Source organism: Bradyrhizobium vignae, from assembly GCF_004114425.1.
Taxonomy (GTDB): domain Bacteria; phylum Pseudomonadota; class Alphaproteobacteria; order Rhizobiales; family Xanthobacteraceae; genus Bradyrhizobium; species Bradyrhizobium vignae.
In genome coordinates this window covers 153,295-179,940 of record NZ_RDQF01000001.1, presented here as the reverse complement: position 1 = coordinate 179,940, position 26,646 = coordinate 153,295, and the positions used below count along the sequence as shown (strand labels likewise).

Here is a 26,646-nt window from a genome sequence, read left to right as displayed (position 1 = left end):
CCCTCCTGATTCAAAGTTTCTCGGCAACAGCGATTTGCACAACGTTACGAACATTGCAATTAAACCTTCCGGCGAAGCGCGCCGGCGCGTGAGCATGCATCATTTTTGGGCTTGGCCCGCTGTCCCCGAATCGCCGGCCTCGACTTGGCGCCAGTCCGACTGCGCCTCCTCCGCGCTCTCGAAGATATGCGGCGCGACGCCGCGCCTCTCCAGGGCTTCGCCAAGCTTGATGCGCAGGAAGCCCGACGTGGTGTAGCGCGACACGCCGGAATAGAAGCGGTCGACGAGGCTGCGGACCATGGCCGAATAATCGTCCATCAGCTCCGGCAGGATCGAGAAGTTGTCATAATTGACGATGGCATAGACGCGGCGCCCGAGCGGCGCCAGGCGGGCCTCGACGATGGCGGCGATGGTGTCGATCTCGGCCTTGCTGCGTAGCGGATAGCGTTCGAGGTTGACGAAGAACAGGTCCTGCTGCTCGTCCAGTGTGAAGCGCTGGTCGAGCGGGATGGTGAGCAGGCGTTCGCGCAGCTCCATGAGACCCTCGCCGAAGATGCGCGCGTCCATCAGCGCCGGGTCGCGTGGGATCAGCGGCTTGAAATCCATCAGGCGCAGGATGTCGCGCTCGATGTCGATGCCGGGCGCGATTTCGGTGAGCTCTAGCCCGTCGGGCCGCAGTTCGAACACGCAGCGCTCGGTGACGTACAGCGTGCGTTGCTTGCGCGCCGCGGCGAACGGGCCGCTGAAGGTGACGTGCTCGACGCTGTCCACGAACTTGCGCGACTTGGCTTCGTCGAGGATGACGAGCTTGCCGTCGTTCACCGCAATGCGCTGCTTGCCCGCACCGAACGTGCCGACGAAGACGACCTCCTTGGCGTTCTGGCTGATGTTGATGAAGCCGCCGGCACCTGCGAGCTTCGGTCCGAACTTGCTGACGTTGAGATTGCCGGCGCGGTCGACCTGGGCAAGACCGAGGAAAGCGGCATCCAGACCGCCGCCGTCATAGAAGTCGAACTGATAGGGCTGGTCGATCACCGCCTGCGTGTTGATCGCGGCGCCGAAATCGATGCCGCTCGCCGGGATGCCGCCGATCACGCCCGGCTCCGCCGTCAGCGTGATGAGGTCGATGATCCGCTCTTCATTGGCGACCGAAGCGATGCCCTCGGGCATGCCGATGCCGAGATTGACGACGCTGTTGGCCTTGAGCTCGAGGGCGGCGCGGCGGGCGATGATCTTGCGCTCGCTGACCGGCATCACCGGCAGAGAGGCGGCGCGGACGCGGATCTCGCTCGAATACGCCGGGTTATATTGGGTGCCGAAGGTCTGCCAATGGTTCTCGGGCTTCGCCACCACGACGCAGTCGACGAGAATGCCGGGAATCTTGACCTGGCGCGGATTGAGGCTGCCGCTCTCGGCGACGCGCTCGACCTGGGCGATGACAATGCCGCCGGAATTGTGCGCCGCCATGGCGATGGCGAGCGCTTCCAGCGTCAGCGCCTCCTTCTCCATGGTGAGATTGCCGTCGGGATCGCCCGTGGTGGCGCGAATGATCCCGACCTGAATCGGAAACGTCTTGTAGAGCAGGCACTCCTCGCCGCGCAGCGTGATCAGCTCCACCATGTCCTCGGTGGTGCGCGCGTTCAGCTTGCCGCCGCCGTGCCGGGGATCGACGAAGGTGCCCATGCCAACGCGGGTGATGTGGCCGGGCCGGTGCGCGGCGATGTCGCGGAACAGATGCGTGATCACGCCCTGCGGCAGGTTATAGGCCTCGATCTGGTTCGCGATCGCGAGCTGCTGCAATTTCGGCGCAAGGCCCCAATGCCCGCCGATCACGCGCCGGACCAGCCCTTCATGCGCGAAATGGTTGAGGCCGCGCTGCTTGCCGTCGCCTTGTCCGGCCGCATAGACCAGCGTCAGATTGCGCGGTTTGCCCTGCGTATAGGGCGCATCGCCCTCCTGCGACAGATAGAGCTCCTCCAGCGCGATCGCGAGCTCCTCGGCAAAGCCGATGCCGACGAAGCCGCCGGTCGCCACCGTGTCGCCGTCGCGGATCAGCATGACGGCTTCGGTCGCCGAGACGACCTTGCCCTTCTCGGAATTGCGCAAATAAGGCAGGGCTGGATGGTGGCTCACGGCGTTCCTCCCGCTCCCTGGACCGTATGCCTTGTTATGCTTGATCTTATCGCGAAGAGCAGCCCCGGAACAGGTTGCTCCTCGCGACACAAGAGGCAACATGAAGACATTCAGGACTGCGCTATCTTGCGCGTTTCGGTGGCGAAATAGACCGAGACCACGGTGATCAGCGCCAGCGCGATCATGTAGAGCGAGATCGGCCAGGTCGCCGGCGCATAGGCCGTCATCAATCCCGTCGCGATCAGCGGCGACAGCGCGCCGGCGAAGATCGAGGCGAGGTTGTAGCCGAGCGAGACGCCGCTATAGCGCACCTTGGTGCCGAACAGCTCCGACAGGAAGCTCGCTTGCGGCCCGTACATCGCGGCATGACCGACGGCAAGGCCCAGCACGATCGCGATCCAGGCGTATTGCGGGTTCCTGGTCGCGAGCAGCATGAACAGCGGGAACGACATCAGCGCCGAGAACACCGCGCCGAAGATGTAGATCGGCCGCCGCCCGAGCCGGTCGGAGAGCGCGCCGAAGGCGGGGATGGTGACGGTCTCGATCGCCGCGCCGATCAGCACGCCGTTGAGCATGTCCTGCTTGTTCATGCCGAGCGATTGCGTGGCATAGGCGAGCACGAATGTCGCGTAGATGTAGAAGAAGCCGTTCTCGGCGAAGCGCGCGCCCATCGCGAGCAGGATGTTCTTGGGATACATCCTGATCGCCTCGAGGATCGGCATCTTCACTTCCTGCTTGGTGTCCTTGACCTTCTGGAACTCCGGCGACTCCGCGATGGTGAAGCGGATCCACAGGCCGACTAGCACCAGCGCGATCGAGAACAGAAACGGGATACGCCAGCCCCAGGCATAGAGCTGGGCGTCAGTCAGCATCGCCGATACCACGGAGAACACCAGCGTGCCGAGCACGAGGCCGAGCGGCGCCCCGAGTTGCGGCCAGCTGCCGTAGAAACCTTTCTTGTCTGAGGGTGCATGCTCGACCGCCATCAGCACCGCGCCGCCCCATTCGCCGCCAAGGCCGAAGCCTTGGATCAGCCGGCACGTCACCAGCAGGATCGCGGCCCAGATGCCGGCGGTCTCGTAGGTCGGCAGAAAGCCGATCGCCGCGGTCGCCGCGCCCATGATCAGCAGCGTCAGATAGAGCATGGTCTTGCGGCCGATCTTGTCGCCGTAGTGCCCGAACACGACGCCGCCGAGCGGGCGCGCGACGAAGCCGAGCGCGTAGGTCGCGAAGGCCAGCAGGGTTCCCATCATCGGGTCGAAGGTCGGAAAGAACAGCTTGTTGAAGATCAACGCGGCGGCGGTGCCGTAGAGGAAAAAGTCGTACCACTCGATGGCCGTGCCGATCAGGCTCGCGGTGGCGACCGTGACGTGCGACGGGTTTTTCGCCTGAAGCTGATGGACCGAGATCGCTTCGCTCATCTTGCGTCCTCCCTTGGTTTTCGAATGCGCATGTGCAGCATGCGTCATTGTGCAAAAGCGAAGAGCAAGCTCCGCGCCAGTTGCCGCAGGCTTGCGCAGATGGCTGAAAACCCAGCAGATTCAGCGAAGGCATCAGGAAAGCGCGGCCAGGCCGCGTGTCAGGAATCCGAGACTCCGGACATGCCCAGTCTCGAAATTCAGACGGAGGCCGGGCCTGCGGCCAGGCCGAACTTGGCGAGCTTCTTGTAGAATGTCGCGCGCGAGATCCGCAGCATCCTGGCGGCCTCGGTGATCTGGCCGTTGCTGGCGGCGAGCGCCTGTTCGAGCGTGTGCTTCTCGAATTCGGCCTCGGCTTCGGCATAGGGCACCACCATTCCGGCCGGGCGCTCGGCCGGTGCAAGCCTCGCCTCGGTGCCGATCGGGAGGATGCGGGCGACATCTTCGCCGGTCAGCCGCCCGGAATCGCTGAGGATCAGCGCGCGCTCGAGGATGTTGCGGAGCTCGCGGACATTGCCCGGCCAATCGTAACGGGCGAGCGCGGCGAGCGCGCTCGGCGTGATCTTCGCCTTGACGTAGTCGCCGGACGCGCTGATGTCGTCGAGCAGCCGGGCGCAGATGTCGGGGAGATCGTCGAGGCAGTGGCGCAGCGGCGGCAGGTCGACCGAAAGCACGTTGAGACGGTAGTAGAGGTCGGCGCGAAATGCGCCGTCGCTGACGCGCTTGCGCAGGTCCACGTTTGTGGCGGCGATGACGCGGACGTCGACCCTGGTGATCTTGTCCGAGCCGAGCGGCTCGATCTCACGCTCCTGGAGCACCCGCAGGAGTTTTGCCTGGAGCTGCAGCGGCATCTCGCCGATCTCGTCGAGGAACAGCGTGCCGCCGTCGGCAATGCGGAATTTGCCCTCGCGTCCCCGTCGGTCGGCGCCGGTATAGGCGCCCGGCGCCGCACCGAAGAACTCCGACTCGATCAGCGTGTCGGGAATGGCGGCGACGTTGACGCTGACGAACGGCTTCTCGGCGCGCGAGGAGGCATTGTGGATGGCCTGCGCCAGCATCTCCTTTCCGGTTCCGGTCTCGCCTGTGAGCAGAACCGTGACGTTCTGCCGCGCGGCTCGGCTTGCGAGCTCCTTGGCCCGGGCGATGGCCGGCGTCGCGCCGACGAAATCGGCGAAGGTGAAGCGCGCCGCGCGGGGGTTGGACAATTGCCGGCGCGCCAGCCGCAGATCGCTCTCGAGCTGGGCGACGCGGGCGAGCAGCGGCTTCAGGCTTTCGAGATGATCATAGAGCACGAAGCCGATCGCGCCGATCACCCTCCCGTTCTCGTCCTCGATCGGCATGCGGGTGACGACGAGCTGCTCGCCGCCGAGCTCCATGATGTCGAGCAGGATCGGCTCGCCGGTCTCGGCCACCTTCCGCATCAGGCTGTTCGGGATGACCTCCTCGATCGGCCGGCCGATCGCCTCGGTCGTATGGTTGAGACCGAGCGCGGCAAGGTATTTCTCGTTGACGTAGACCACGCGCCCGCCACGGTCGATCGCGATCGCGCCCTCGCAGAGCCTTTCCAGCCGCTCGAACAGCGTCTCCATCGCGCGCGCACGGAGATAGGCGGGATCGCTGATGGAGGAGGCGGGCATGACGTACCTCGCGGGAAGCCTGGCTGCTTATTAGCAAAAGACCAGCAATTTCAAAGGGGATTTGATTGGAGAATTCGGGCCGCCGCCACTGCCCCTACCGCCGATACCCGCTCGCCCGCGAATAGCCCTGGCGATTCTGTTGCATCGGCCGGCTCGCCACGCTGATCCGCGCCTCACTGGAGACGGTCGTTGCCAGCTTCAGCTCCTCCAGAAAGATCGGCCGCGAGAAGTAATAGCCCTGCGCGAAGCGGATGTTGGTCGCGGCCTGCAGATAAGCCAGCTCCTCGTAGGATTCGAGGCCTTCGGCGATCACCGTCATGCCGAGCGCTTCGCTCAAGGATTCGATCGCGCGCAGAATGCCCTGGCTGCGCGGGCGCTTATGGATGTCGGTGATGAAGGAGCGGTCGATCTTGATCTCGTCGGCCGTGATGTCGGCCAGCGCCGAAAGCGAGGAATAGCCGGTGCCGAAATCGTCGATGGAGATGCCGACACCGAGTTTGCGGAACATCGGCAGGATCTCGGCCTGAAAATGATTCTTGGCGACGAAGGCATTTTCCGTCACCTCGATCATGAAGCGATGGGGAAAGCCGGTGTCGTCCAGCGCCTGCGCAAAGCTGCGCATGAACTCGGGATTGCCGGCCTGCTCGGCGGCGACGTTGATGCTGATGGTCGCTTCCGCGCCGAACGTGTCGTTGATCAGGTCGATCGATTTGACGATCTCGGCGAGCACGAGATGGGTCAGCTCGTCGATGAGGCCGAGCTCGCCGGCGAGGCTGATGAACGAGCCCGGCGCCTGGATCACGCCTTCGTCGTCGCGCAGGCGTACCAGTGCCTCGATGCCCTTCACGGCCTGTGTGCGGATGTCGACCTTGGACTGGAAGGCGCAGCAGAAGCGCTTTTCCAGGATGGCGAGCCGCAGCGACTGCTCGACCTTCATCCGCGCCTGCGCCTCGCGTTCCATGCTGGCGTCGAAGAAGGCGGCCAGTCCCTTGCCGTTGTTCTTGATGCGGTACATCGCGATGTCGGCGTTCTGCCGCAGCGTCTCGAAGCTTCGTCCATGCTCGGGATAGAGGCTGATGCCGACCGAGGTCGAGGCGAAGACTTCCGAATGATCGATGAAGAACGGCGCGGTCAGCCGCTTCAGCGTCGATTGCATGAATTCGGCGACTTCCTCCTGGCTCTGGATCGGCGAGAGCAGCAGCAGGAATTCGTCGCCGGAGATGCGCGACAGCATGTCCGAATCGCGCAGGTCGCGCCCGAGCCGCTTCGACAGCTCGACCAGCAGCGCGTCGCCCACGGCGTGACCGTAATAGTCGTTGATGTGCTTGAAATTGTCGACGTCGAGAAAGGCCAGTGCAAAGCGCTCGTCGCCGCGATCGCGCGCGAGCAGGCTGTTGGCGCGATGCTCGATCACGCGCCGCGAGGGCAGGCCGGTCAGCTCGTCGAAATAGGCGGAGCGGAACAGCTGGTCCTCGAAATTCTTCTGCTCGGTGATGTCGGACGACGCCGAGATCAGGAGCTCGCGTCCGGCGAGCCGAACGGGACGATGGATCGTGAGCAGCACCTGGCGCGCCGCGCCGTCGTGAAGCGCTTCCTCGGTGACGACCGGCTGGCCGGCGCTGAGCGCCTTGCGGCAGGCTTCGCGGCGCGGCGCCAGATCGGGTGAGGGACGGCTGCCGTCCATGCCGAGCTGGGCAGCAGCTGCGTCGTTGACCAGCAGAAGCTCGCCATGCGCGTCCTGCACGGTGAGGCCGGCCGGCAGCATTCTAACGATTTCCTTGAGAAAACCGAGCTCGGCTTCAGTCGCGCCGGAATATCTATTGTCGTTCATAGAAGTCATGAATCTTGTTGTTTCAGCGCGCCTTTGCAATGGCCGCGATCTTGCGCGGTTCCCTCTTAAGTTTGGTTAAGGGGTCGGGAGAAATACGGGGGTGTTTTGGAGAAAACTTGCGACGATGCGACGCGCGCCGACGATCGTCATTAACAGAGGGTCAACGACGCATGCGAAACCGCGCGCGCAGTGCGCGGGCTCGCTTTCGCTTTGGATGCGCGATCAGCCTTGTTTGAATCGATGCGCGCGCCGGAGGGTCACCTCTCCCCGCCGGCGAGAGGTGATCCGACCGAGTCTTGCTGTCGGCTAGCCGCTCTTGGGGATGCGGCATTGCATGATGCAATGCAGCCCCGACTTGAGATACGAGATCTCGGTCCTGCCATCGAAGGCCGACAGTGCCGATTTCAGCAGCTTGGTGCCGAAGCCGGGCTCGGACACCTTGTCCACGCTCGGCCCCTCGGTTTCGTCCCAGGTGATGGTGAGGCGGTCGTCGTTGATGGTCCAAGACACCTGCAGCAGACCGCGCGGTGCGGAGAATGCGCCGTACTTGCCTGCATTGGTCGCGAGCTCGTGAAACATCAATGACAGCGTGACCGCGAGCTTCGGCGGCAGGAACAGCCGCTCACCATTGAGAGTGAATCGGACATGGCCATAGGGCCCGAGCTCGGAGATCAAGAGGTCGCGGATATCGCAGCCCCCCTTGTCGATCCGCGAGATCAGATCGTCGGTCGCGGCCAGCGAGCGCAGCCGGGGATCAATCCGGGTCCACACCTGCGGCTGGTCGTGCAGCACCTGGTGCAACACGGCATGCACTGTCGACAGCTTGTTCTTCAGCCGGTGCTGGAGCTCGTCGACCAGCAGCTTGCGATAATCTTCTTCCTCGATCAGGCGCTTGGAGATCCGGCGCTGGTCCGCCAGCATGATGCGATAGTGCTCGACACCCCAGATGGTGATCGCGCAGACGACCCAGTAAAGCGCCAGCAGCGCAAATCGCGCGCGATCGGCAATAGCGTCGCCGAAATTCAGGACGACGCCGAGCACGCCGCCGACCAACGCCGTCACGATGCCGATCCGAAATCCGCCCAGGGCAGCGGCAAAGAACACGGCGGGGAAGTACGGCGTGAAGTAGATGTCGGGGCGAATCTGAGCGAGACCCCAGCGGATGAGGGTCGCGCCCAGCAGGCAGATCACCGCAAACGAGATGCTCAGGCCGAGCGAGGGCGGCGCGGCGCCCTGCCAGGCCTTGCGGAACTCGTCGATCAGCTTCCTCATACGCAGCCCGGTTGTGGTAGGCATTCGAAAAGCGAGCGGCCGGTGAGGATGTTACGCATGCCGCCCGCAGGAGCATAGCTTGCCTTGGCGGAAGCGGGCAGGGATAGTGGCCGCTGCGGTGAGGGCGGCGGCCGACATTCGCCATTTGGCATCAAATCGCTCGAAAAAAGGAACATTCCATGGGCAGGCTGGACGGCAAGGTTGCGGTGATTACGGGGGCGACGAGCGGGATCGGATTGCGCACTGCGGAAGTCTTCGTTGCCGAAGGTGCCAAAATTGTGATCGCGGGTCGGCGCGTACCGGAAGGCGAAGCGCTAGCGGAGCAGCTCGGGGCCAATTGCATCTTCCGCCAGACCGACGTCACGGTCGAAGCGCAGATGCAGGCGCTGATCGCGCTCGCGGTCGAGAAATTCGGCAGGATTGATTGCCTGTTCAACAATGCCGGCGGCCCGGCACAGACCGGCGGCATCGAGGGCCTTGAGGTCGAGCGGTTCGATGCGGCCATGGCGACCCTGGTGCGCAGCGTCATGCTCGGCATGAAGCACGCCGCTCCCTACATGAGGAAGCAGGGGGCAGGCAGCATCATCAACAATGGCAGCATCGCCGGCCGCCTCGCCGGCTTCTCGTCCTCGATGGTCTATAGTGCGGCCAAGGCGGCGGTGATCCATCTCACCAAATGCGTGGCGATGGAGCTCGGTGAATCGAATGTCCGCGTCAACTCGATCTCGCCCGGCGCGATCGCAACCGGCATCTTCGGCAAGGCGCTGGGGCTCTCGACCGACGCCGCGGAGAAGACGCCGGCAGTGATGCGCGAGGTCTACAAGACCGCGCAGCCGATCCCGCGCGCCGGCCTTCCCGATGACATCGCCCATGCCGCGGTGTTCCTGGCCAGCGACGAATCCAGTTTCGTCAACGGCCACGACCTCGTCGTCGACGGCGCCATGACCGGCGGCCGCAACTGGAGCCAGCAGCAGCAGGGCTATGTGGCGCTGCGCAAGGCGTTCGATCAGGAGGCGTAGGGGGCGCTCTCGTGCCCCGGACGCGGCGCAGCGCTGTCCTGGCGATGCGAAGCATCGTCCAGTTCAGCGATGCGCTGCAGAGCCGGGGCCCATCTCTCCAGGCCGAACCTGTCGCAAGATTCTGGGTCCCGGCTCGCGCTTTGCGCGTCCGGGACACGCAAGCTCACACCGCCCTCACCGTCACCCGCAACCCATCCCGCGGGTTCGGGATCGGCCACATCTGCCAGTCCGGCTTGTAGCCGGGTGCGAGCGACACCTCGATATTCTCCAGGAAATGCCGTGCGAAGCATTTCGCCTGCATAGAGGAGACCGCTGGAAGCGGTCGTCTCGAAGGACGAGGCGCTCGCTCAGACGCCGCCAAGACGTTCTGTCGAACCGGCGGCCATGCTGCCTACCGCTTTGCCGCTTCCTTCTGCAGATCCGGGGCGTTGACGGCGGGAATGGCGACGCGGCCGGGGCCGGTCACCTTCAGCGCCTCGGCGGCCTTCTCGTTCTCCATGATCTTGGCCATCACCGCCTGACCCGCACGCTCGAAGATCGCGCGGTTCTCGATCACGAATTTCTGCGACTTGCGAAGACCGTCGATATAGCCGTTGATCTCTGGCACGACGTAGCGCGCCACCATGTCCCAGCTGCGGCGCGTGGCTTCCGGATTGGCCCAGTCATGCACGAAGCCGATGATGGCGCCGACGCCGCCGGAGACCTGCATCACGTTCTTGATGGTTTTGACGAGATCGTCGGGCGTGCCGATCGTGGACGCGGCGCCCTCGACGAACGCGGTCTTGTCCACGGCTTCATCGGGCGAAGAGAACGCGGTGAGCCCCGGCCGCTGCAGCGTGCCGACATTATATTCGTTGTGCCAGCGCATCAGGCCGGCGCCGGCCTCACGGCGGGCTTGTTCACGCGTTTCGGCGATATGCCAGGTCAGCAGCACGCGCCAGTCGGCGCGGTCGACCTTTGTGCCATGCTTCTTGGCGGCATCTTCGGCGAACTGCCACTGCTGCTGCAGCGACATCAGGCCTTGTGTGGTCATCGATCCCAGCGAGATGATGCCGATGCCGTATTTGCCGGCCAGCGTCATGCCGGAGGGCGAGATCTGCGAGGCCACCACGAACGGCATCTCCTCCTGCAAGGGCAGGATCTGCAGCGCGGCATCGTTCATCGTGAACCAGTCGCTCTTGGCGGTGACGCGCTCGCCGTTGAAGAGGCGGCGGATGATGCCGATCGCCTCGTCCTGACGGTCGCGCTGGGTCATCGGATCGATGCCGAGCGTGTGCGCATCGGAGGCCAGCGCGCCCGGACCGGAGCCGAAGATGGCGCGGCCGCCGGTCATGTGGTCGAGCTGCACCATGCGCTGGGCGACGTTGAAGGGATGGTGATAGGGCAGCGACACCACGCCGGTGCCGAGCTTGATCCGCTTCGTGCGCTCGCCGGCGGCGGCCAGGAACATCTCGGGCGATGCGATCATCTCCCAGCCGGAGGAATGATGCTCGCCGCACCAGAACTCGTCATAGCCGAGCGCATCCAGCTGCTCGACCAGGTCGAGATCGCGCCGGAACTGCAGCATCGGATGCTCGCCGATCGGGTGATGCGGGGCAAGGAAGGCTCCGAATTTCAGGCGCGCCATGGCGTTCTCTCCGGCTGGATTTTCTGCTTGTTGAAGCGGCGAGGCTACGTGCTCGCGGAAGCGAACGCAATCGCACGATGTCCCGCATGACGGAATGCAGACATGCGTTGAATCTTCCTCCTGTCCCCGCTTGCGGGGAGAGGCGAAGAGAAACGCGCGAAGCCTACCTGTGAGGTAATCGCGGTGCCACTCGCGATCTGAAATCATCGGGGCAACCATAGTCCAAAGTCGTGCCCCAATGCATCAGATCGTCACAAAGCCGCTCGATTCGACCCGCCGCTGGTGGGTGCTGGCCATCGTCGTGGCCGCCCAGTTCATGTTCGGCGTCGACGCCTTCGTGGTCAATGTCGCGATTCCCACCATCGCCGTCGAGCTGAAAGCCTCGCCGGCCGAGATCGAATCCGTCATCGCGATCTACCTCATCGCCTATGCCACGCTGGTCGTGACCGGCGGCCGGCTCGGCGACATCCACGGCACAAAGGATGTCTTCCTGGCCGGCGTGCTCGGCTTCACGGCGACCTCGCTGTGGTGCGGACTCGCACAATCCGGCGTCGAGCTGATCGTCGCGCGGCTGGCGCAGGGCGCGACCGCGGCGTTGATGGTGCCGCAGGTGCTGGCGACGCTGCATCTTTTGTTCACCGACGACGAGCGCAACCGCGCCTTCGCCATTTACGGCATCGTGCTCGGGCTTGCGGGCGCCGCGGGCTTCCTGCTCGGCGGTTTTCTCGTCACAATCGATCTCGCGGGCACCGGTTGGCGCTCGGTGTTCTTCGTCAATGTGCCGTTTGGCCTTGTCATCGCGACTGCGGCCTGGCGCATCATGCCGTCGGTGCGGCGACGGGCGGGTACAAGGCTCGACATCAGGGGCAGCGTGGTGCTGTTCGCGGGGTTATTGTGCCTGATCGGCCCGCTGCTGTTCGGTCACGATCTCGGCTGGGCGCCGTGGCTGTGGGCGGTGATGGCAGTCGGCGGCGTGATCCTCACCGCGTTCCTGAGGCTGGAGCAAGCGGTCGCAGCCGCCGGCGGCATGCCGTTGGTCGATCTCACGCTGCTGGCGGACGCCGCCTTCCTGCGCGGCCTCGGCGCCGTCTTCTTTTTCTTCCTTGCCAATCTCTCGTTCTATCTGGTGATGACGCTGTTCATGCAGCGCGGCCTGAATATCACACCGCTCGCGGCCGGCATGGCCTTCATTCCGCTGGCGCTCGCCTTCGTCGTGGCCTCGCGCCACAGCGGTGTGCGGGTACGGCATCGCGGCACCAAGGTGTTGACTGAAGGCTGCATGTTGCAGATCGCAGGTCTTGCGGCGCTTGCGCTTGTTGCGGGCCGTGTCGATGCTCCGTCGCCGCTCCAGCTCGCGCTGACCATGATCATCTTCGGCTACGGTCAGGGACTGGTGATGGCACCGCTCTCGGGCGCGGTGCTCTCGACGGTGAAGCCCGCCGCCGCAGGCTCCGCATCCGGCATATACGGTACGATGGCGCAGATCGGAAATGCGGCCGGAGTGGCCGCAATCGGCGCGGTGTTCTTCGCGATCGAATCATTGCAATCAGCGCGCGCAGGATTCCTCGTGTCGCTCGTGCTGTTTGTGACATTCATCATGATCTGTGCCGCATTTCTGGCGCGGATGCGCCGTGTATAGGCACGAAGTTGAGGCGCGACGGTTAATGCATGCGGATTCCAGCGGATTTCCCGCGATTTTCGCTGGGATTGACAGCGCACGGTCTTTTTATTTTGCAACGCAGCAACTATCTGGTTGGGCTGGACGTTGGAATGTCGCCCACCAGGAAGCTGCCGTGTCGTTAGCCCGAAATGTCGATCTGTTGAGACGTCTGCCCAAGCTGGACGGTCTGCGCTTTGCCGAGCTCGGCCGCACCGCGGATTCATCCAGCCCGCTGCGAGAGGTCACGGGCTTCGGTGACAATCCGGGGGCCTTGCGCATGTTCGCCTTCGTGCCGGCGCAGCTGCAGAAGCCGCGCGCGCTCGTCGTCGTGCTGCATGGCTGCGGCCAGACCGCGGCCGCTTACGATCTCGGCGCCGGATGGTCGACGCTGGCGCAGCATTACGGCTTCGCGCTGTTGATGCCCGAGCAGCAGCGCATCAACAATGCCAACACCTGCTTCAACTGGTTCAATCCGGAGGACACGATGCGCGGCAGCGGCGAAGCGCATTCGATCCGCGAGATGATCGCGCATATGGCGGACGCGCACCGCATCGATTCCAGGCGCATCTTCATCACCGGCCTTTCCGCCGGCGGCGGCATGACGTCGGTGATGCTCGCGACCTATCCGGAGGTCTTCGCGGCCGGCGCTGTTATCGCCGGATTGCCCTATGGCATCGCCTCGAATCTGCGCGAGGCGCTGGACGGCATGTTTCATTCCCCGGCGCGTCCTGCGCGCGAGCTCGGCGATCTCGTACGCAGCGCCTCTGATCATCGCGGGCCCTGGCCGAAGATCTCGGTGTGGCATGGCAGTGCCGACCGCACTGTCAATCCCGGCAATGCCAACGAGATCGTCAAGCAGTGGCTCGACTTGCACGAACTGCCCGAAGTGCCGATGGCGGAGACCAATGTCGACGGCTATCCGCGTCAAACCTGGTGGAACAACGACGGCGAGACGCTGGTCGAGTCCTACGCCATCACCGACATGGCGCATGGCACGCCGCTTGGGCTAGCCGACAACGACCAGCGCTACGGCATGGAAGGCGCGTTCCTGATCGAGGCCGGCATCTCCTCGTCCTATCACATCGCAAAGTTCTTCGGCCTGACCGGCTGGATCGCGGAAGCGAAGAAGAAGGTGGAGGCAAAGCCGGCTCTGACGCCCGCACCACATCTCGCCCGCTCGATCCGCTCTGCGGTCGCAGAGCCGGCCGAGCCGAAGCGAGAAAAGTCTTACGGCTTCGATCTCGGCCAGATCATCACGCGCGCGCTGACCGCCGCGGGGCTGATGAAATAGCTCGCCGCTGTCGTCCCGGACAAGCGCGCCCGAAGCGCGCGCCGATCCGGTACCCATAACCACACGCGGATGTGGTTGCGGGGACCCGGAGTTCAGGCCGCGTCAAACTTCTCCCTGTGGTTATGGATCCCGCTTGTCCGGGACGACGGCGGAGCTTGTGGCGGCGCCGTCGACTCAGCCCGCCGAAGCTATCGTCTGATCGATCACCTCGATCGGCGTCACCGTCACCTCGCCGCCCGCAATCTTCCGCGTCATCTCCTGATAAGCCCTGAAGAAGTCGCGCGATTGCAGAGCTTTTTGCGCGCCCTCATCGCTGGCGCTGGCGAGGTGGAAATAGCTGCCCTCGTCGCGCGCCTTCAGGACGCGATAGAAGATACGTCCTTTCAGCTCCGGATCGCCGTCGATCGCCTTGATGAAGCGGGCGATCTCCCGGTGCCATTCTTCCGTCGTGCCGTTCTTGAACTGGTATCTGATCATGAAGTGCTTCATGCGACGCTCCTTGGTTCGTCTTGTGCGTCATCATCTGCGCCTTGCGCGCGGTCCTGCAAGTATGGACAAAATTGATAGTATGGACTTTTTCGCCGCCGCTCCTATTCTTGCCGCGTGGCGTTTTCGAGCGAAGTGGATGCCGGTTCGCGTAAGAAAACTGGCTGCGCATGGAGGAGACGACATGGCGAAGGCAAGAGCGATCCCGCTGCGCGCCTGTCCGGTTGCGGCGTTTCAGAAGATGATCAGCGGCAAGTACAAGCTGCGCATCGTCTGGGATCTCAAGGATGGCCCGCGCCGCTATGGCGAGATCAGAAGCGGTCTGCTGCGCGGCACCGAGGGCAGCGCCGCGATCACGCCGCGCGTGCTCAGCCGCGAATTGAAGGCGCTGACCGAGAGCGGCCTGATCGACCGCAAGGATTTCGGCGAGGTGCCGCCGAAGGTGGAATATCGCCTCACGCGCAAGGGCAAGAGTTTCGTGCCCGTCGTCGCCGCCATTCGCGAATGGGGCGAGCGCCATCTCGGCGAGCCCGTGCTCGCCGAGGCGGCGGAGTAGTCCTACATCTCGCCGGTGATGAACGGATTGGTCATCCGCTCCTGGCCGATGCTCGAGCCGGCGCCATGGCCGCAGATGAAGCCGACATCGTCGCCGAGCGGCAGCAACTTCGTCTTGATTGAATTGATCAGCGTGGCGTGACTGCCGCCGGGCAGGTCGGTGCGCCCGACCGAGCCAGCGAACAAGACGTCGCCGACATGGGCGAAACGCAAGTCCTTGTTGAAGAACACCACGCTGCCGGGCGAATGGCCGGGGCAGTGCAGGATGTCGAATTGCAGGCTTCCAATCGACACGCTGTCGCCTTCGTCGAGCCAGCGGTCAGGCGTGAAGTCGCGACCTCCGGTCATGCCGAAGCGCGCGCCGCTTGCGACGACATTGTCGAGCAGGAACTTGTCCGCGACATGCGGACCCTCGATCGGCACCCTCAGCGCATCGCGCAGCTCGGCCGCGCCGCCGACATGATCGATATGGCCATGGGTCAGCCAGATTTTCTCGACGGTGACGCCCGTCTGCTTGATCGCTTCCAGGATCTTCGGCACGTCGCCGCCGGGATCGATCACCACGGCCTTCTTGGAAGGCTCATCCCAGATGATGGTGCAGTTCTGCTCGAACAGCGTCACGGGAACGATGATCGCGCCCGCCTTGGCTTTGGTGTCGTTTTGCTCGGTCATGACCTCACAATGCCGATTTTTGCCGAGCCGCCAAGCAAAAGATTCGGGCCGCCTCCCGGGAACACCCGTCACACGGCCGTTCCAATTGGCCTGCCAATTTGAACCGGGGCGTTGCTGTCGCGTTCTCCCGCGCAAGGCGCAGATTCGGGTGATCTTCCGGCATGGCTCACGGCAACGAGAATTGGTGGCGCGACGGCATCTTCTATCAGATCTATCCGCGCTCGTTTCAGGACTCCAACGGTGACGGTGTCGGCGATCTCGCCGGCATCCTGCGGCGGCTGCCTTACGTCAAATCGCTCGGTGTCGACGCGATCTGGCTGTCGCCGATCTTTCCCTCGCCGATGGCCGATTTCGGCTACGACATCTCCGATTATGTCGGCATCGAGCCGCTGTTCGGCACGATGGCGGATTTCGATGCGCTGCTCGCGGCCGCCCACGACAATGGCCTCAAGCTGATCCTCGACCTCGTGCCGAACCACACCTCCGACCAGCATCCCTGGTTCATCGAGAGCCGCGCCTCGCGCGACAATCCCAAGCGCGACTGGTACATCTGGCGCGATCCGGCACCCGGCGGCGGCGCGCCGAACAACTGGCTGTCCGAGTTCGGCGGCAGCGCGTGGCAATTCGACGAGACGACGGGCCAATATTACTATCACGCCTTCCTCGCCCAGCAGCCGGATCTCAACTGGCGCAATCCGGAGGTTCGCGCCGCGATCTATGACGTGATGCGATTCTGGCTGGACAGGGGCGTCGATGGTTTTCGCGTCGACGTGATCTGGCACCTGATCAAGGACGCCGAATTCCGCGACAACCCGCCGAACCCGCATTATGTCGAGGGTCGGCCGCCGAACGAAAGAATCCTGACGCAATACTCGACCGACCAGCCGGAAGTGCATGACGTCATCGCCGAGATGCGGCGTGTCACCGATTCCTATGGCGCGCGCGTCCTGATCGGCGAGATCTATCTGCCGCTGCACCGCCTGATGGCCTATTACGGCAACGATCTGACCGGCGCGCAGATGCCGTTCAATTTCGCGCTGCTCTCGACCTTCTGGAGCGCGCGCTCGATCGAGAAGATCATAGAGGATTACGAGAGGTCGCTGCCGCGCGGCGCCTGGCCGAACTGGGTGCTCGGCAATCATGATCGCCCGCGCGTGGCGAGCCGGGTCGGGCCGGAGCAGGCCCGCGTCGCGGCCATGCTGCTGCTGACGCTGCGCGGCACGCCGACGCTTTACTACGGCGACGAGATCGGCATGCACCAGCTCGCGATCGCGCCGGAGGATGTGCGCGATCCCTTCGAGAAGAACGTGCCCGGCATCGGTGTCGGCCGCGACGGCTGCCGCACGCCGATGCAATGGGATTCGTCGAACTTCGCCGGCTTTTCGGAGGTGAGGCCGTGGCTGCCGCTGCCGGAGGACCATATCCACGAGAATGTCGCCAATCTCGAAGCCGATTCGCGCTCGATCCTCAATCTCTACAAGCGCCTGATCGCCGTGCGGAGGGGCTGTCCCCCGTTGGTCGTAGGCGATTATCATCCGGTCGCGGCGCAAGGCGATCTCCTGATGTACCGCCGCGAGGCCGGCGGCAGGACGGTGATTGTGGCACTCAATCTCGGTCCCGATCCGATCGCGGTGACCACCAGCGCGATCGGTTTCGACAGCAGGATATTGCTCTCGACGTTTCTGGATCGCGAAGGTGATGGGATCGAAGGCGTGCTGGATTTGCGCGGCAACGAGGGGGTCATCGTCGCTCCACCCTAGCTGTCGTCCCGGATGGGCGCAGCTCTTGGCAACGCCAAGCGTTGTGGAGGGCGGAGCGACGATCACCATAGCCACAGGGAGCTGTTTTGCGACGATTCGGAGTTGCCGGGTCGCTCCACTCTTCATTCTGCGGTTATGGGTCCCGGATCTACGCGCGCTCGAGGCGCGCTTGTCCGGGACGACAGCTGTGAGCGTGGGGACAGCGAAGAGACCACATCACCCCCGATGCTTCTTATCCCGCACCGTAGCTTCGTCGATGTCGCTCCGCTTCAACAGATAGTCCAGCCCGCCGACGCGGTACCAGCGGTAGCCGTATGGCTCCAGCACGACGCGGTGCTGGCCGCGCTTGTCGGCGTGGCTGTGGTCCTCCGCAAGCAGGTTGATCAGGTGCGCGCCAGTCTCGCCGGGCAATCCGGCCGAGAACGCGATCTCGCGCGGTTTCTCATCGAGATTGTGCACGAACAGCACCGAATTGTTGCGCCAATCATAGCGCATGATGAACACGGCGGGATCGCGCACGGGAATGACCGCAAAATCGCCCCAGCCGACTTCCGGCACCTCCTTGCGCATGCGGACGATGCGCTCGGTCCAGTTCAGCATGGAGTTGGGATCGCGCCGCTGTTTTGCGACGTTGACGTGCGGAAAGCCATAAGGCCCCTTGTCGATGACGGGGCAGGCCGGCTTGTCGCTCTTGGTGAAGCCGCCATGCGGCTCGGTCGACCATTGCATCGGCGTGCGCGAGCAATTGCGTTCGGGCAACGAGAGATCGTCGCCCATCGCGATCTCGTCGCCATAGCGGATCACCGGCGTCCCCGGCAGCGTGCACATCAGGCTGTAGGCGAGCTCGAGCCGCCGGCGGTCGCCGCCCAGCATCGGCGCGAGGCGGCGGCGGATGCCGCGGTCGTACAGCTGCATGTCCTTGTCGGGGCCGAAGCATTTGAACACGACCTCGCGCTGCGTCTTGGTCAATCGTCCGAGATCGAGCTCGTCGTGATTGCGCAGGAACAGGCCCCATTGCGCCGTCGCCGGCCGCGGCTTGGTCGCCTTCAGCGCCTTGGCCAGAGGGCGCGAGTCGGCTGAGGCCAGCGCGTAGAACAGATGCTGGTTGACATGGAAGTTGAACATCATGTGCATGCGGTCGGCATCGCGGCCGAAATATTCGATGTCGGTCTTCGGCAGCACATTGGCTTCGGCGAGGATGATGGCGTCGCCCTGGCGCCATTGCAGGAATTCGCGGAACGCGCGCAGCATGTCATACTGCTCGACCGGCTTCTTCACCTTCGCACCCTTGGTCGCGATCACGAAGGGCACGGCGTCCATGCGGAAGCCGGAGACGCCGAGCTGGATCCAGAAGCCCATGATCTTGAGGATCTCAGCCTGCACGTGCGGATTCGAGGTGTTGAGATCGGGCTGGAAATTGTAGAAGCGGTGGAAGTACCAGGCGCCAGCCTCCTTGTCGTGCGTCCAGGTTGATTTCTGCACGCCGGGAAACACCATGCCCTCGTTGGCATTGCCGGGCTTCTTGTCGGACCACACGTACCAGTCACGATAGGGCGAGCTCTTGTCGCGCCGCGCCTCCTTGAACCAGTGGTGCTGGTCCGAGGTGTGATTGACGACGAGGTCGATGATGACGCGGATGCCGCGCTGCTTGCAGCCATGGGCGAACTCGACGAAGTCGCCCAGCGTGCCGTAACGGGCGTCGACGCTGTAATAATCGGCGATGTCGTAGCCGTCGTCGCGGCCGGGCGAGGTCTGGAACGGCATCAGCCAGATCGCGGTGATGCCGAGCCCGTGCAGATAATCGAGCCGGCGGAGCAGGCCCTTGAAGTCGCCGACACCGTCGCCATTGGCGTCCATATAGGAGCCGACGGAGAGGCAATAGATCACGCCATTCTTGTACCAGAGATCGTCGATCATGCGCGCAGCCTGGGTGGTTCCGCCCGGGTGCGGCGGCTGCGTAATAAGTGTTAAGGGCGAGTGCGGTTCCGCACTCGCCGTCGGGGCGCGCGCAGCGCGAGCCCGGGACCCATAACCACAGGCAGCAGTTTTGCGAAGAGTCGGAGTTACCTGCTTTGCCCGACACGTCTCCCTGTGGTTATGGATTCCGGGCTCGCGCTGTGCGCGCCCCGGAATGACGGGTGGGGGGAGACAGTGTCCGCGCTTCATGGAATCGGCTATCTTGCCCCCATGGACAACACCGCCCGCATCGCCCTCGTGCCGCCGCCCGATCGCCGCCAGTCGGAGACGGCGCTCGCCATCGCGCGCGGCACGGCGCGGCTTTTGCGCTCGCTCGGCTTCTCCTGCATCAGCGAATTGCCGCTGCCGTCGGGCCGGCGCGCCGATCTCGTGGCGCTGAACGAGCGCGGCGAGATCTGGATCGTCGAGATCAAGTCGTCGGTGGAGGATCTGCGCGCCGACCAGAAATGGCACGAATACCGCGCCCATTGCGACCGGCTGTTCTTCGCCTTCACGCAGGATCTGCCCTGCGAGATCTTTCCTGAAGACACCGGCCTGATCATCGCCGACGCCTATGGCGCGCACCTGCATTGCGAGGCGCCCGAGCACAAGCTGGCTGCCGCCACGCGCAAGCAGATGACGGTGCGATTTGGAATGGCAGCAGCGCTTCGGATCAACCGCCTGGTCGATCCTCAGGGTCACGTCGACTTTTGGGAGTAGGATGGTTCCGGTGCATTGCTGCGCAGAGCCGGGACCCAGCAGACAGTGGTTCAAGCCGAGGCATGGGCCCCGGCTCAGCAGCGCATCACTTCGCGCTGCGCTGCGTCCCGGGCACGAGTACGGCTGAAACTCACCGCGGCGCGCGCTTCGCCAGAATCCGCTGCAACGTGCGCCGGTGCATGTTCAGCCGGCGCGCCGTTTCCGAGACGTTGCGGTTGCACATCTCGTAAATGCGCTGAATGTGCTCCCAGCGGACGCGGTCGGCCGACATCGGATTCGTCGGCAGCTCGGACTTTTCCGCATTGGTCGAGAGCAGTGCGGCGACGACGTCGTCGGCATCCGCGGGCTTGGAGAGATAATCAATCGCGCCCATCTTCACCGCGGTGACGGCGGTGGCGATGTTGCCATAACCGGTCAGCACGATCGCGCGTGCGTCCGGGCGCTTCTTCTTCAACGCCGAGACCACGTCGAGGCCATTGCCGTCACCGAGCCGCAAATCCACCACCGCGAAGGCCGGGGCCGACTTGCCGATCTGCGCAAGTCCGTCGGAGACAGTGTCGCATGATGTCACGGCAAAGCCCCGTGTCTCCATGGCGCGCGACAGCCGCTCCAGGAACGGTTTGTCGTCCTCAACGATGAGCAGCGAGCGGTCGGTCTGTTCGTTCAGTTCGGCGATGGCGTTCAAGGTTGTGTCCTCTCTCCAGCGCATTGACATATGGCGTCGCAATCGCGCGGTGCCAAGGCGGCAAATCGTCGATCCGCCCCGTTGTGCGACGCAAGGTCGCGGCTATCCTATTGTTTGTTCGAGCGTCTCGATAGCCTCAAAACGCTGTCTCGGCCATGTGATCTGAACCACGGCGCCGTGTTCCGGAAAGATCCGGTTGGTAAACGAGACCTTGGCTCCGGTGCGTTCGAGCAGGGTTCGCGCGATGAACACGCCGAGGCCGAGGCCACGCCGTTCGCCGCCGCCGTCATCCTGGGTGCGCCGCCGCGACAGATAGGGCTCGCCGATCCGATTGAGGATATCGGGCGGAATGCCGGGGCCATCGTCGGAGATCACGAGCTCGATATTGTCCTTGTTCCACCAGGCGTTCACCTCGACGGTGGTGCGAGCGAAATCGACTGCGTTCTCGACGATGTTGCCGATACCGTAGAGGATTGCCGGATTGCGCGAGCCGACCGGCTCGGACGCCGCCGCCACCGCGATCCGAACCTTGATCTCGACGCCGAAATCGCGGTGTGGCGCCACCACCTCCTCGATCAGCTCCGACAGTTTCATGCGGTCGAACGGTGCTCCGGTGGAGGAGAGCTGGGTGATCTTGCTCAAGATGTCGCGGCAGCGCTGGGTCTGCTCGCGCAAGGTCTTCAGGTCGGCGGCGATGCTCGCGTCCTTCACCGTCTTCTCCAATTCGCGCGAGATCAGGAAGATGGTTGCGAGCGGCGTGCCGAGCTCGTGCGCGGCCGCGGCAGCAAGGCCATCGAGCTGGGTCAGATGCTGCTCGCGCGTCAGCACCAGCTCGGTCGCGGCCAACGCGTCGGCAAGCTTGCGCGCTTCCTCGGTCACCTGGAAGGAGTAGAGGCTGGTCACGCCGATCGCGAGCGCGATCGAGAGCCAGACGCCGACGAGATAGATCGGCGGCAGCACCAACGGATCTTCGGAATCCCACGGCAGTGGAAAATGGAAGAAGAACAGCGCCGACGCGCAGGCAACCGCGAGCAGGCCGAGGCCGAAGGTGAAGCGGGCCGGCAGCGCGGTCGCCGAGATCAGCACGGGCGCGAGGAACAGGAACGAGAACGGGTTCTGCAGTCCGCCGGTGAAGAACAGCAGACCTGCCAGCTCCACGATGTTCAGCGCGAGGAGGCCAGCCGCCTGCATCGGCTCCAGCCGCCGCATCGGATTGGCCGCGGTCTGGAGCGCCAGATTGAGCGTCGCCGACAGCGCAATGATGCTGACACAGGGGACGATCTCGACGTTGAACTCGAGCCCCTGGGCCACGATGAAGATCGCGGCGAGCTGGCCCAGCACCGCCAGCCAACGCAGCCGCAGGATGGTGTCGAGGCGGATATGCCGCTGCGCGTGGCGGAAGTCGGAATCGGCAATTTCGGTCATATCGGCCAATGTGGCGGTGCCTTCCAAGTCACAAACGCGCGGCTCACGGAACCTGCCAGGAATTACAAGCCTTGCGCTCTTCGCTGCAATAGCAGAAGAACGGCCAGCATGACCGAGAATGACAAGGCTTCAAGTCGGCCGACTGTCGCGGATCGCATTTCGCCCGCGGCAATCGCGGTCGATCACCTCGTCAAGGTCTACAAGCAGACCCGCGCCGTCGACGACATCTCCTTTTCGCTTGCGCGCGGCAGCATTACCGGGCTCCTCGGCGGCAACGGCGCCGGCAAGACCACGACCATCGCGATGATCATGGGTCTGGTACTGCCGACCTCCGGCCGCGTCCAGGTGCTCGGTCACAGGATGCCCGAGGACAGCGCAGCCGTGCTGGGGCGGATGAATTTCGAGAGCCCTTACGTCGACATGCCGATGCGGCTCACGGTGCGGCAGAATCTCACCGTGTTCGGCAAGCTCTATGCAGTGAAGAATCTCGCCGACCGCATCGCTGAGCTCGCCGAGGATCTCGACCTCGGCGATTTCATTGACCGCGCCAACGGCAAGCTCTCCGCCGGGCAGAAGACCCGCGTTGCGCTGGCGAAAGCGCTGATCAACCAGCCCGAGCTGCTGCTCCTGGACGAGCCGACCGCCTCGCTCGATCCTGATACCGCCGACTGGGTGCGCGCGCATCTGGAGCGGTACCGCCGGAACAAAAACGCCACCATCCTGCTGGCCTCGCACAACATGCTCGAGGTCGAGCGGCTCTGCGACCGCGTCATCATCATGAAACGCGGTCGGATCGAGGACGACGACGCACCGGAGGCGATCATGGCCCGCTACAACCGCACCACGCTGGAGGAGGTGTTTCTGGACGTCGCGCGCGGCCGGGTGAACGGCGCAAAGGAGGCGGCGAGGTGAGCTGCAATCGTAGATGGGGTAACGGGTCTCATCCGAGCTGCGCGGTGCACCCATGACCGAACTCTCCCTCCACCGCGGCATATCCGTCCATCGCATCGGCGCGATGATCCTGCGCTATTGGTACCTCCTCATGTCGTCCTGGCCGCGGCTGCTCGAGCTGTTGTACTGGCCGGCACTGCAGGTCATCACCTGGGGCTTCCTCCAGCTCTACATCGCCGAGAACGCCAATTTCTTCGCGCGCGCCGGCGGCACGCTGATCGGCGCCGTCATCCTCTGGGACATCCTGTTCCGCGGCCAGCTCGGCTTCTCCATCTCGTTCCTGGAGGAGATGTGGGCGCGCAACATCGGCAACCTCATGATGAGTCCGGTGAAGCCGATCGAGTTTCTGCTGTCGCTGATGGTCATGAGCCTGATCCGGCTCGCGATCGGGATCATCCCCATGACCCTGCTCGCGCTGGTCCTGTTTCACTTCAACGTCTATGCCCTCGGCCTGCCGCTGATCGCGTTCTTCTGCAATCTGATCTTCACGAGCTGGTCGGTCGGCATCTTCGTCTCGGGCCTGGTGCTGCGCAACGGCCTCGGCGCCGAGAGCATCGTCTGGACCCTGATGTTCGCCATCCTGCCGCTGGCCTGCGTCTATTATCCCGTCAGCGTGCTCCCTGCCTGGCTGCAATACGTCGCCTGGGCGTTGCCGCCGACCTACGCCTTCGAGGGAATGCGCGCGCTGCTGATCGAGCACGCCTTTAGGACCGATCTGATGCTGGAGGCGTTGGCCATCAACGCGGTGCTGCTGGTTGCTTCTTTTGGGGCATTCCTTGCCCTATTGCGCAGCGCCAGAAGGCACGGCTCGCTGCTCTCGAGCGGCGAATAACGTCACTTTCCCGTGGATTCAGGCTGATTTACTCGTTTCGGCTACGTAGATGTACGGAACCACGCATTGACGCAATATTGCGCATCCGGCAGTATGTTGCGATGCGAAGAGGAATATAACGATGCCCATTGGTGAGTTCGGCGGCGCGCCGCCCCTGGCTGCAGAAGGCAGTCCGGTCCTGACGACGCCGATGTACTGGATGTACGAGATGGCTCAAGCCTCTCTCAATCCGGCACGAGCGGTCACCGACGCAACCAAGTTGCTGTTTCAGAATCCCCTCAATCCCTGGGCTCGCACCGAGGTCGGCAAGTCGGTCGCCGCGGCCTGCGAATTGTTCGAGCGCACCACGCGCCGCTATGGCAAGCCGGAATGGGGTATCGACGACACCGAGGTCAACGGCATCCGCGTCCCCGTCGAAATCCGCTCGGTCTGGGAAAAGCCGTTCTGCAAGCTGCTCTACTTCGACCGCAAGTTCGCCCGCCCGCTGCGCAGCCCTCAGCCGCGCGTACTGATCGTGGCCCCGATGTCCGGCCATTATGCGACGCTTCTGCGCGGCACGGTCGAGGCCTTCCTGCCGGCGCATGAGGTCTACATCACCGACTGGGCCGATGCCCGCATGGTGCCGCTGAGCGAAGGCCGCTTCGATCTCGACGACTACATCGACTATGTCATCGAGATGCTGCACATTCTCGGCGGCAACACCCATGTGATGGCGGTGTGCCAGCCCTCCGTGCCGGTCGTCGCGGCCGTCTCGATCATGGAAGCACGGCGCGATCCGTTCGTGCCGACCTCGATGACGCTGATGGGCGGACCCATCGACACCCGCCGCAATCCGACCGCGGTGAACAACCTCGCCCAGGAGCGCGGTATCGACTGGTTCCGCAACCACGTCATCACCAAGGTGCCGTTCCCGCATCCGGGCATGATGCGCGACGTCTATCCGGGATTCCTGCAGCTCAACGGCTTCATCAGCATGAATCTCGACCGGCACATGGATGCCCACAAGCAGCTGTTCGCCAATCTGGTGAAGGGCGATGGCGACCTCGTCGACAAGCATCGCGACTTCTATGACGAATATCTCGCGGTGATGGATCTCTCGGCCGAGTATTACCTGCAGACGGTCGACACCGTCTTCGTGAAGCACTCGCTGCCGAAGGGCGAGATGACCCATCGCGGAACCCGCGTCGATCCTTCCAAGATCAAGCGCGTCGCGTTGATGACGGTCGAAGGCGAGAACGACGACATCTCCGGTCTCGGTCAGACCGAAGCTACGCACACATTGTGTAGCGCGATTCCCGATCATCGCCGCGTTCATTACGTCCAGAAGGGCGTCGGACATTACGGCGTGTTCAACGGATCGCGTTTCAAGTCGGAGATCGTGCCGCGGATTCACGATTTCATGGTTTCGGCTTCGAATCCGAGCTCGTTGCAGGCTCTTGCGGCCGAATAACCTCCAGATTTCGGCTTTCCCGTCGAAATCTCAGCCCCTGGCGGAGCTTCCAGCGGGGGCAAGTTCCCTCCAGATTCGCGGTATTTAGGTAGCCTCGTAGGAGTGAGTCTCTATTCACCCCTTGGGGGTGTCGCATGCATCCAGCGGGGGCGAAAATTGATGGTTCCAACCCCAGTCTGTAGGGCCTCCCGGACGCCTGACCGCTGTATATTGGGCAAATGATTTGTTTTTGCGCCGAGCGCTTTCCCTGGCGGCGGTTATGGCAGAATCCGGGCGCTCTCCTGCCCCCCGGACTGTCAGACATGGCCACTCGCGCACTCCTCTATCGTCGGCCCCACGAACCGAAGACCCTCGTCATCACCCACGGATCGCAATTTTTTGCCATCCGATTGCGCCGGCACCGCCGCGCGCGCCGCTACACGCTCAGAATTCATCCGAGCGATCGCGAAGCCATCCTCACCATGCCGCCGCGCGGCACGCTCGCCGAAGCCAAGGATTTCGCGCAGCGTCACGGCGCGTGGATCGCCGCGCGCCTTGGCCGCTTGCCGAAGGCCGCACCCTTCCAGCCAGGCACGGTGATACCGCTGCGCGGCACGCCCCATCGCATCGTTCATCGCGCCGGCCAGCGCGGCACGGTGTGGACCGAGATGCGCGACAGCGGTGAGCGCATTCTCTGCGTCGCCGGCGGCCTTGAACACGTCGACCGCCGCGTCAGCGACTTCCTCAAGCGCGAGGCGCGCCGCGACTTGCAGCGCTCGGCGGAAGCCTACGCCGCCGAGCTCGGTGTCAGGGTCAAGCGGCTCTCGATCCGCGACCAGTCCAGCCGCTGGGGTTCCTGCACCTCTGCCGGCTCTCTGTCGTTCTCCTGGCGCCTGATCCTCGCGCCACCCTTCGTGCTCGACTATCTCGCCGCCCATGAGGTCGCACATCTCGTCGAGATGAACCACTCGGCGCGGTTCTGGCGCGTATGCGGCAAGGTCTGCCCGTCGATGGAGCGCGCCAAGAAGTGGCTCGACACGTACGGCAACGATCTGCACCGGTATGGGATCGAGGACTAAAGCATGATCCGGAAAAGTGCGAAGCGGTTTTCCGGAAAGATCATGCTGTTGGCATCTTGGGAGGTGTCATCGCCCGCGCAGGCGGGCGATCCAGTATCCCAGAGGCCGCAGTGATTCAAATCGAGAGGCCGCGGCGTACTGGATTCCCCGCCTTCGCGGGGAATGACAGCGGAGGGTGAGGCAACATCCAGGTCGTCTTGCTCGATTC

General features: G+C 63.9%; 21 protein-coding genes and 1 pseudogene. 10 read left to right on the top strand and 12 right to left on the bottom strand.

Features of this window, described 5'->3' with window-relative positions:
- Nucleotides 1–99: 99 nt before the first annotated feature.
- The 5 genes from EAV90_RS00765 to EAV90_RS00745 all read right to left on the bottom strand — a co-directional run bounded on the left by EAV90_RS00765 (nt 100) and on the right by EAV90_RS00745 (nt 8,291).
- A complete protein-coding gene (locus EAV90_RS00765) occupies nt 100–2,133 on the bottom strand; it encodes an acyl CoA:acetate/3-ketoacid CoA transferase (RefSeq protein ID WP_122406261.1) in 2,034 nt (677 codons plus the stop codon).
- 110 nt (nt 2,134–2,243) lie between these two features.
- Nucleotides 2,244–3,554 (bottom strand): MFS transporter, encoded by a 1,311-nt coding sequence (locus tag EAV90_RS00760; protein ID WP_122407000.1) that lies wholly within the window; start codon nt 3,552–3,554, stop codon nt 2,244–2,246.
- A 197-nt stretch (nt 3,555–3,751) separates the two neighbouring features.
- A complete protein-coding gene (locus EAV90_RS00755; RefSeq protein ID WP_122406260.1) occupies nt 3,752–5,188 on the bottom strand; it encodes a sigma-54 interaction domain-containing protein in 1,437 nt (478 codons plus the stop codon).
- 94 nt (nt 5,189–5,282) lie between these two features.
- A complete protein-coding gene (locus EAV90_RS00750) occupies nt 5,283–7,019 on the bottom strand; it encodes a putative bifunctional diguanylate cyclase/phosphodiesterase (protein WP_162500527.1) in 1,737 nt (578 codons plus the stop codon).
- A 306-nt stretch (nt 7,020–7,325) separates the two neighbouring features.
- The gene (locus EAV90_RS00745; protein ID WP_122406258.1) at nt 7,326–8,291 is read right to left on the bottom strand and encodes a sensor histidine kinase; all 966 of its coding nucleotides are present in this window, start codon (nt 8,289–8,291) and stop codon (nt 7,326–7,328) included.
- Between the two features lie 179 nt (nt 8,292–8,470).
- Between EAV90_RS00745 and EAV90_RS00740 the strand changes: the two genes are divergently transcribed.
- Entirely contained in the window at nt 8,471–9,310 is an 840-nt protein-coding gene (locus EAV90_RS00740; RefSeq protein WP_129142310.1) for an SDR family NAD(P)-dependent oxidoreductase, read from the top strand.
- Between the two features lie 163 nt (nt 9,311–9,473).
- Here the strand turns inward: EAV90_RS00740 and EAV90_RS00735 are convergent.
- A pseudogene (locus tag EAV90_RS00735) lies at nt 9,474–9,611 on the bottom strand (hypothetical protein); the annotation flags it as partial.
- Nucleotides 9,612–9,701: 90 nt separating this feature from the next.
- Complete coding sequence (locus EAV90_RS00730; protein WP_129142308.1) at nt 9,702–10,937, bottom strand: LLM class flavin-dependent oxidoreductase; 1,236 nt, start codon at nt 10,935–10,937, stop codon at nt 9,702–9,704.
- A gap of 238 nt (nt 10,938–11,175) precedes the next feature.
- On the opposite strand from EAV90_RS00730, the gene EAV90_RS00725 reads away from it, so the two are divergent.
- Nucleotides 11,176–12,576, top strand: coding sequence for an MFS transporter (locus tag EAV90_RS00725; RefSeq protein WP_122406254.1), 1,401 nt, complete (start codon nt 11,176–11,178; stop codon nt 12,574–12,576).
- 154 nt (nt 12,577–12,730) lie between these two features.
- A complete protein-coding gene (locus EAV90_RS00720) occupies nt 12,731–13,888 on the top strand; it encodes an extracellular catalytic domain type 1 short-chain-length polyhydroxyalkanoate depolymerase (RefSeq protein ID WP_129142307.1) in 1,158 nt (385 codons plus the stop codon).
- Nucleotides 13,889–14,062: 174 nt separating this feature from the next.
- Here EAV90_RS00720 and EAV90_RS00715 read toward each other — a convergent pair whose 3' ends face one another.
- Nucleotides 14,063–14,377, bottom strand: coding sequence for a hypothetical protein (locus EAV90_RS00715; RefSeq protein ID WP_122406252.1), 315 nt, complete (start codon nt 14,375–14,377; stop codon nt 14,063–14,065).
- Between the two features lie 181 nt (nt 14,378–14,558).
- Here EAV90_RS00715 and EAV90_RS00710 point away from each other — a divergent pair, with 181 nt between their 5' ends.
- Nucleotides 14,559–14,930 (top strand): winged helix-turn-helix transcriptional regulator, encoded by a 372-nt coding sequence (locus tag EAV90_RS00710; RefSeq protein WP_122406251.1) that lies wholly within the window; start codon nt 14,559–14,561, stop codon nt 14,928–14,930.
- Between the two features lie 2 nt (nt 14,931–14,932).
- Here the strand turns inward: EAV90_RS00710 and EAV90_RS00705 are convergent, their stop codons facing one another.
- Nucleotides 14,933–15,601, bottom strand: a complete 669-nt coding sequence (locus tag EAV90_RS00705) for an MBL fold metallo-hydrolase (protein ID WP_122406250.1) — start codon at nt 15,599–15,601, stop codon at nt 14,933–14,935.
- A gap of 161 nt (nt 15,602–15,762) precedes the next feature.
- On the opposite strand from EAV90_RS00705, the gene EAV90_RS00700 reads away from it, so the two are divergent.
- On the top strand, nt 15,763–17,361 hold the full coding sequence (locus EAV90_RS00700) for an alpha-amylase family glycosyl hydrolase (protein ID WP_129142306.1): 1,599 nt from the start codon (nt 15,763–15,765) through the stop codon (nt 17,359–17,361).
- Between the two features lie 216 nt (nt 17,362–17,577).
- Here the strand turns inward: EAV90_RS00700 and EAV90_RS00695 are convergent, their stop codons facing one another.
- Entirely contained in the window at nt 17,578–19,278 is a 1,701-nt protein-coding gene (locus EAV90_RS00695; RefSeq protein ID WP_122406248.1) for an alpha-amylase family protein, read from the bottom strand.
- A gap of 270 nt (nt 19,279–19,548) precedes the next feature.
- On the opposite strand from EAV90_RS00695, the gene EAV90_RS00690 reads away from it, so the two are divergent.
- Nucleotides 19,549–20,037 carry an MmcB family DNA repair protein gene (locus EAV90_RS00690; protein ID WP_122406247.1) on the top strand — a complete coding sequence of 163 codons (489 nt, stop codon included), beginning with the start codon at nt 19,549–19,551 and terminating at the stop codon, nt 20,035–20,037.
- Between the two features lie 130 nt (nt 20,038–20,167).
- On the opposite strand, the gene EAV90_RS00685 is transcribed toward EAV90_RS00690, so the two are convergent.
- Both EAV90_RS00685 and EAV90_RS00680 read right to left on the bottom strand, forming a co-directional pair.
- Nucleotides 20,168–20,722, bottom strand: coding sequence for an ActR/PrrA/RegA family redox response regulator transcription factor (locus EAV90_RS00685; protein ID WP_162500526.1), 555 nt, complete (start codon nt 20,720–20,722; stop codon nt 20,168–20,170).
- 102 nt (nt 20,723–20,824) lie between these two features.
- Nucleotides 20,825–22,147, bottom strand: coding sequence for an ActS/PrrB/RegB family redox-sensitive histidine kinase (locus EAV90_RS00680; RefSeq protein ID WP_122406999.1), 1,323 nt, complete (start codon nt 22,145–22,147; stop codon nt 20,825–20,827).
- A 108-nt stretch (nt 22,148–22,255) separates the two neighbouring features.
- Between EAV90_RS00680 and EAV90_RS00675 the strand changes: the two genes are divergently transcribed.
- The 4 genes from EAV90_RS00675 (at nt 22,256) to EAV90_RS00660 (ending at nt 26,438) form a co-directional block, all read left to right on the top strand.
- The gene (locus EAV90_RS00675; RefSeq protein WP_129142305.1) at nt 22,256–23,059 is read left to right on the top strand and encodes an ABC transporter ATP-binding protein; all 804 of its coding nucleotides are present in this window, start codon (nt 22,256–22,258) and stop codon (nt 23,057–23,059) included.
- 52 nt (nt 23,060–23,111) lie between these two features.
- A complete protein-coding gene (locus tag EAV90_RS00670) occupies nt 23,112–23,930 on the top strand; it encodes an ABC transporter permease (RefSeq protein WP_129142304.1) in 819 nt (272 codons plus the stop codon).
- A gap of 121 nt (nt 23,931–24,051) precedes the next feature.
- Nucleotides 24,052–25,380 carry a polyhydroxyalkanoate depolymerase gene (locus tag EAV90_RS00665; protein ID WP_122406243.1) on the top strand — a complete coding sequence of 443 codons (1,329 nt, stop codon included), beginning with the start codon at nt 24,052–24,054 and terminating at the stop codon, nt 25,378–25,380.
- A 218-nt stretch (nt 25,381–25,598) separates the two neighbouring features.
- On the top strand, nt 25,599–26,438 hold the full coding sequence (locus EAV90_RS00660) for a M48 family metallopeptidase (protein ID WP_129142303.1): 840 nt from the start codon (nt 25,599–25,601) through the stop codon (nt 26,436–26,438).
- The last annotated feature ends 208 nt before the right edge of the window (nt 26,439–26,646 follow it).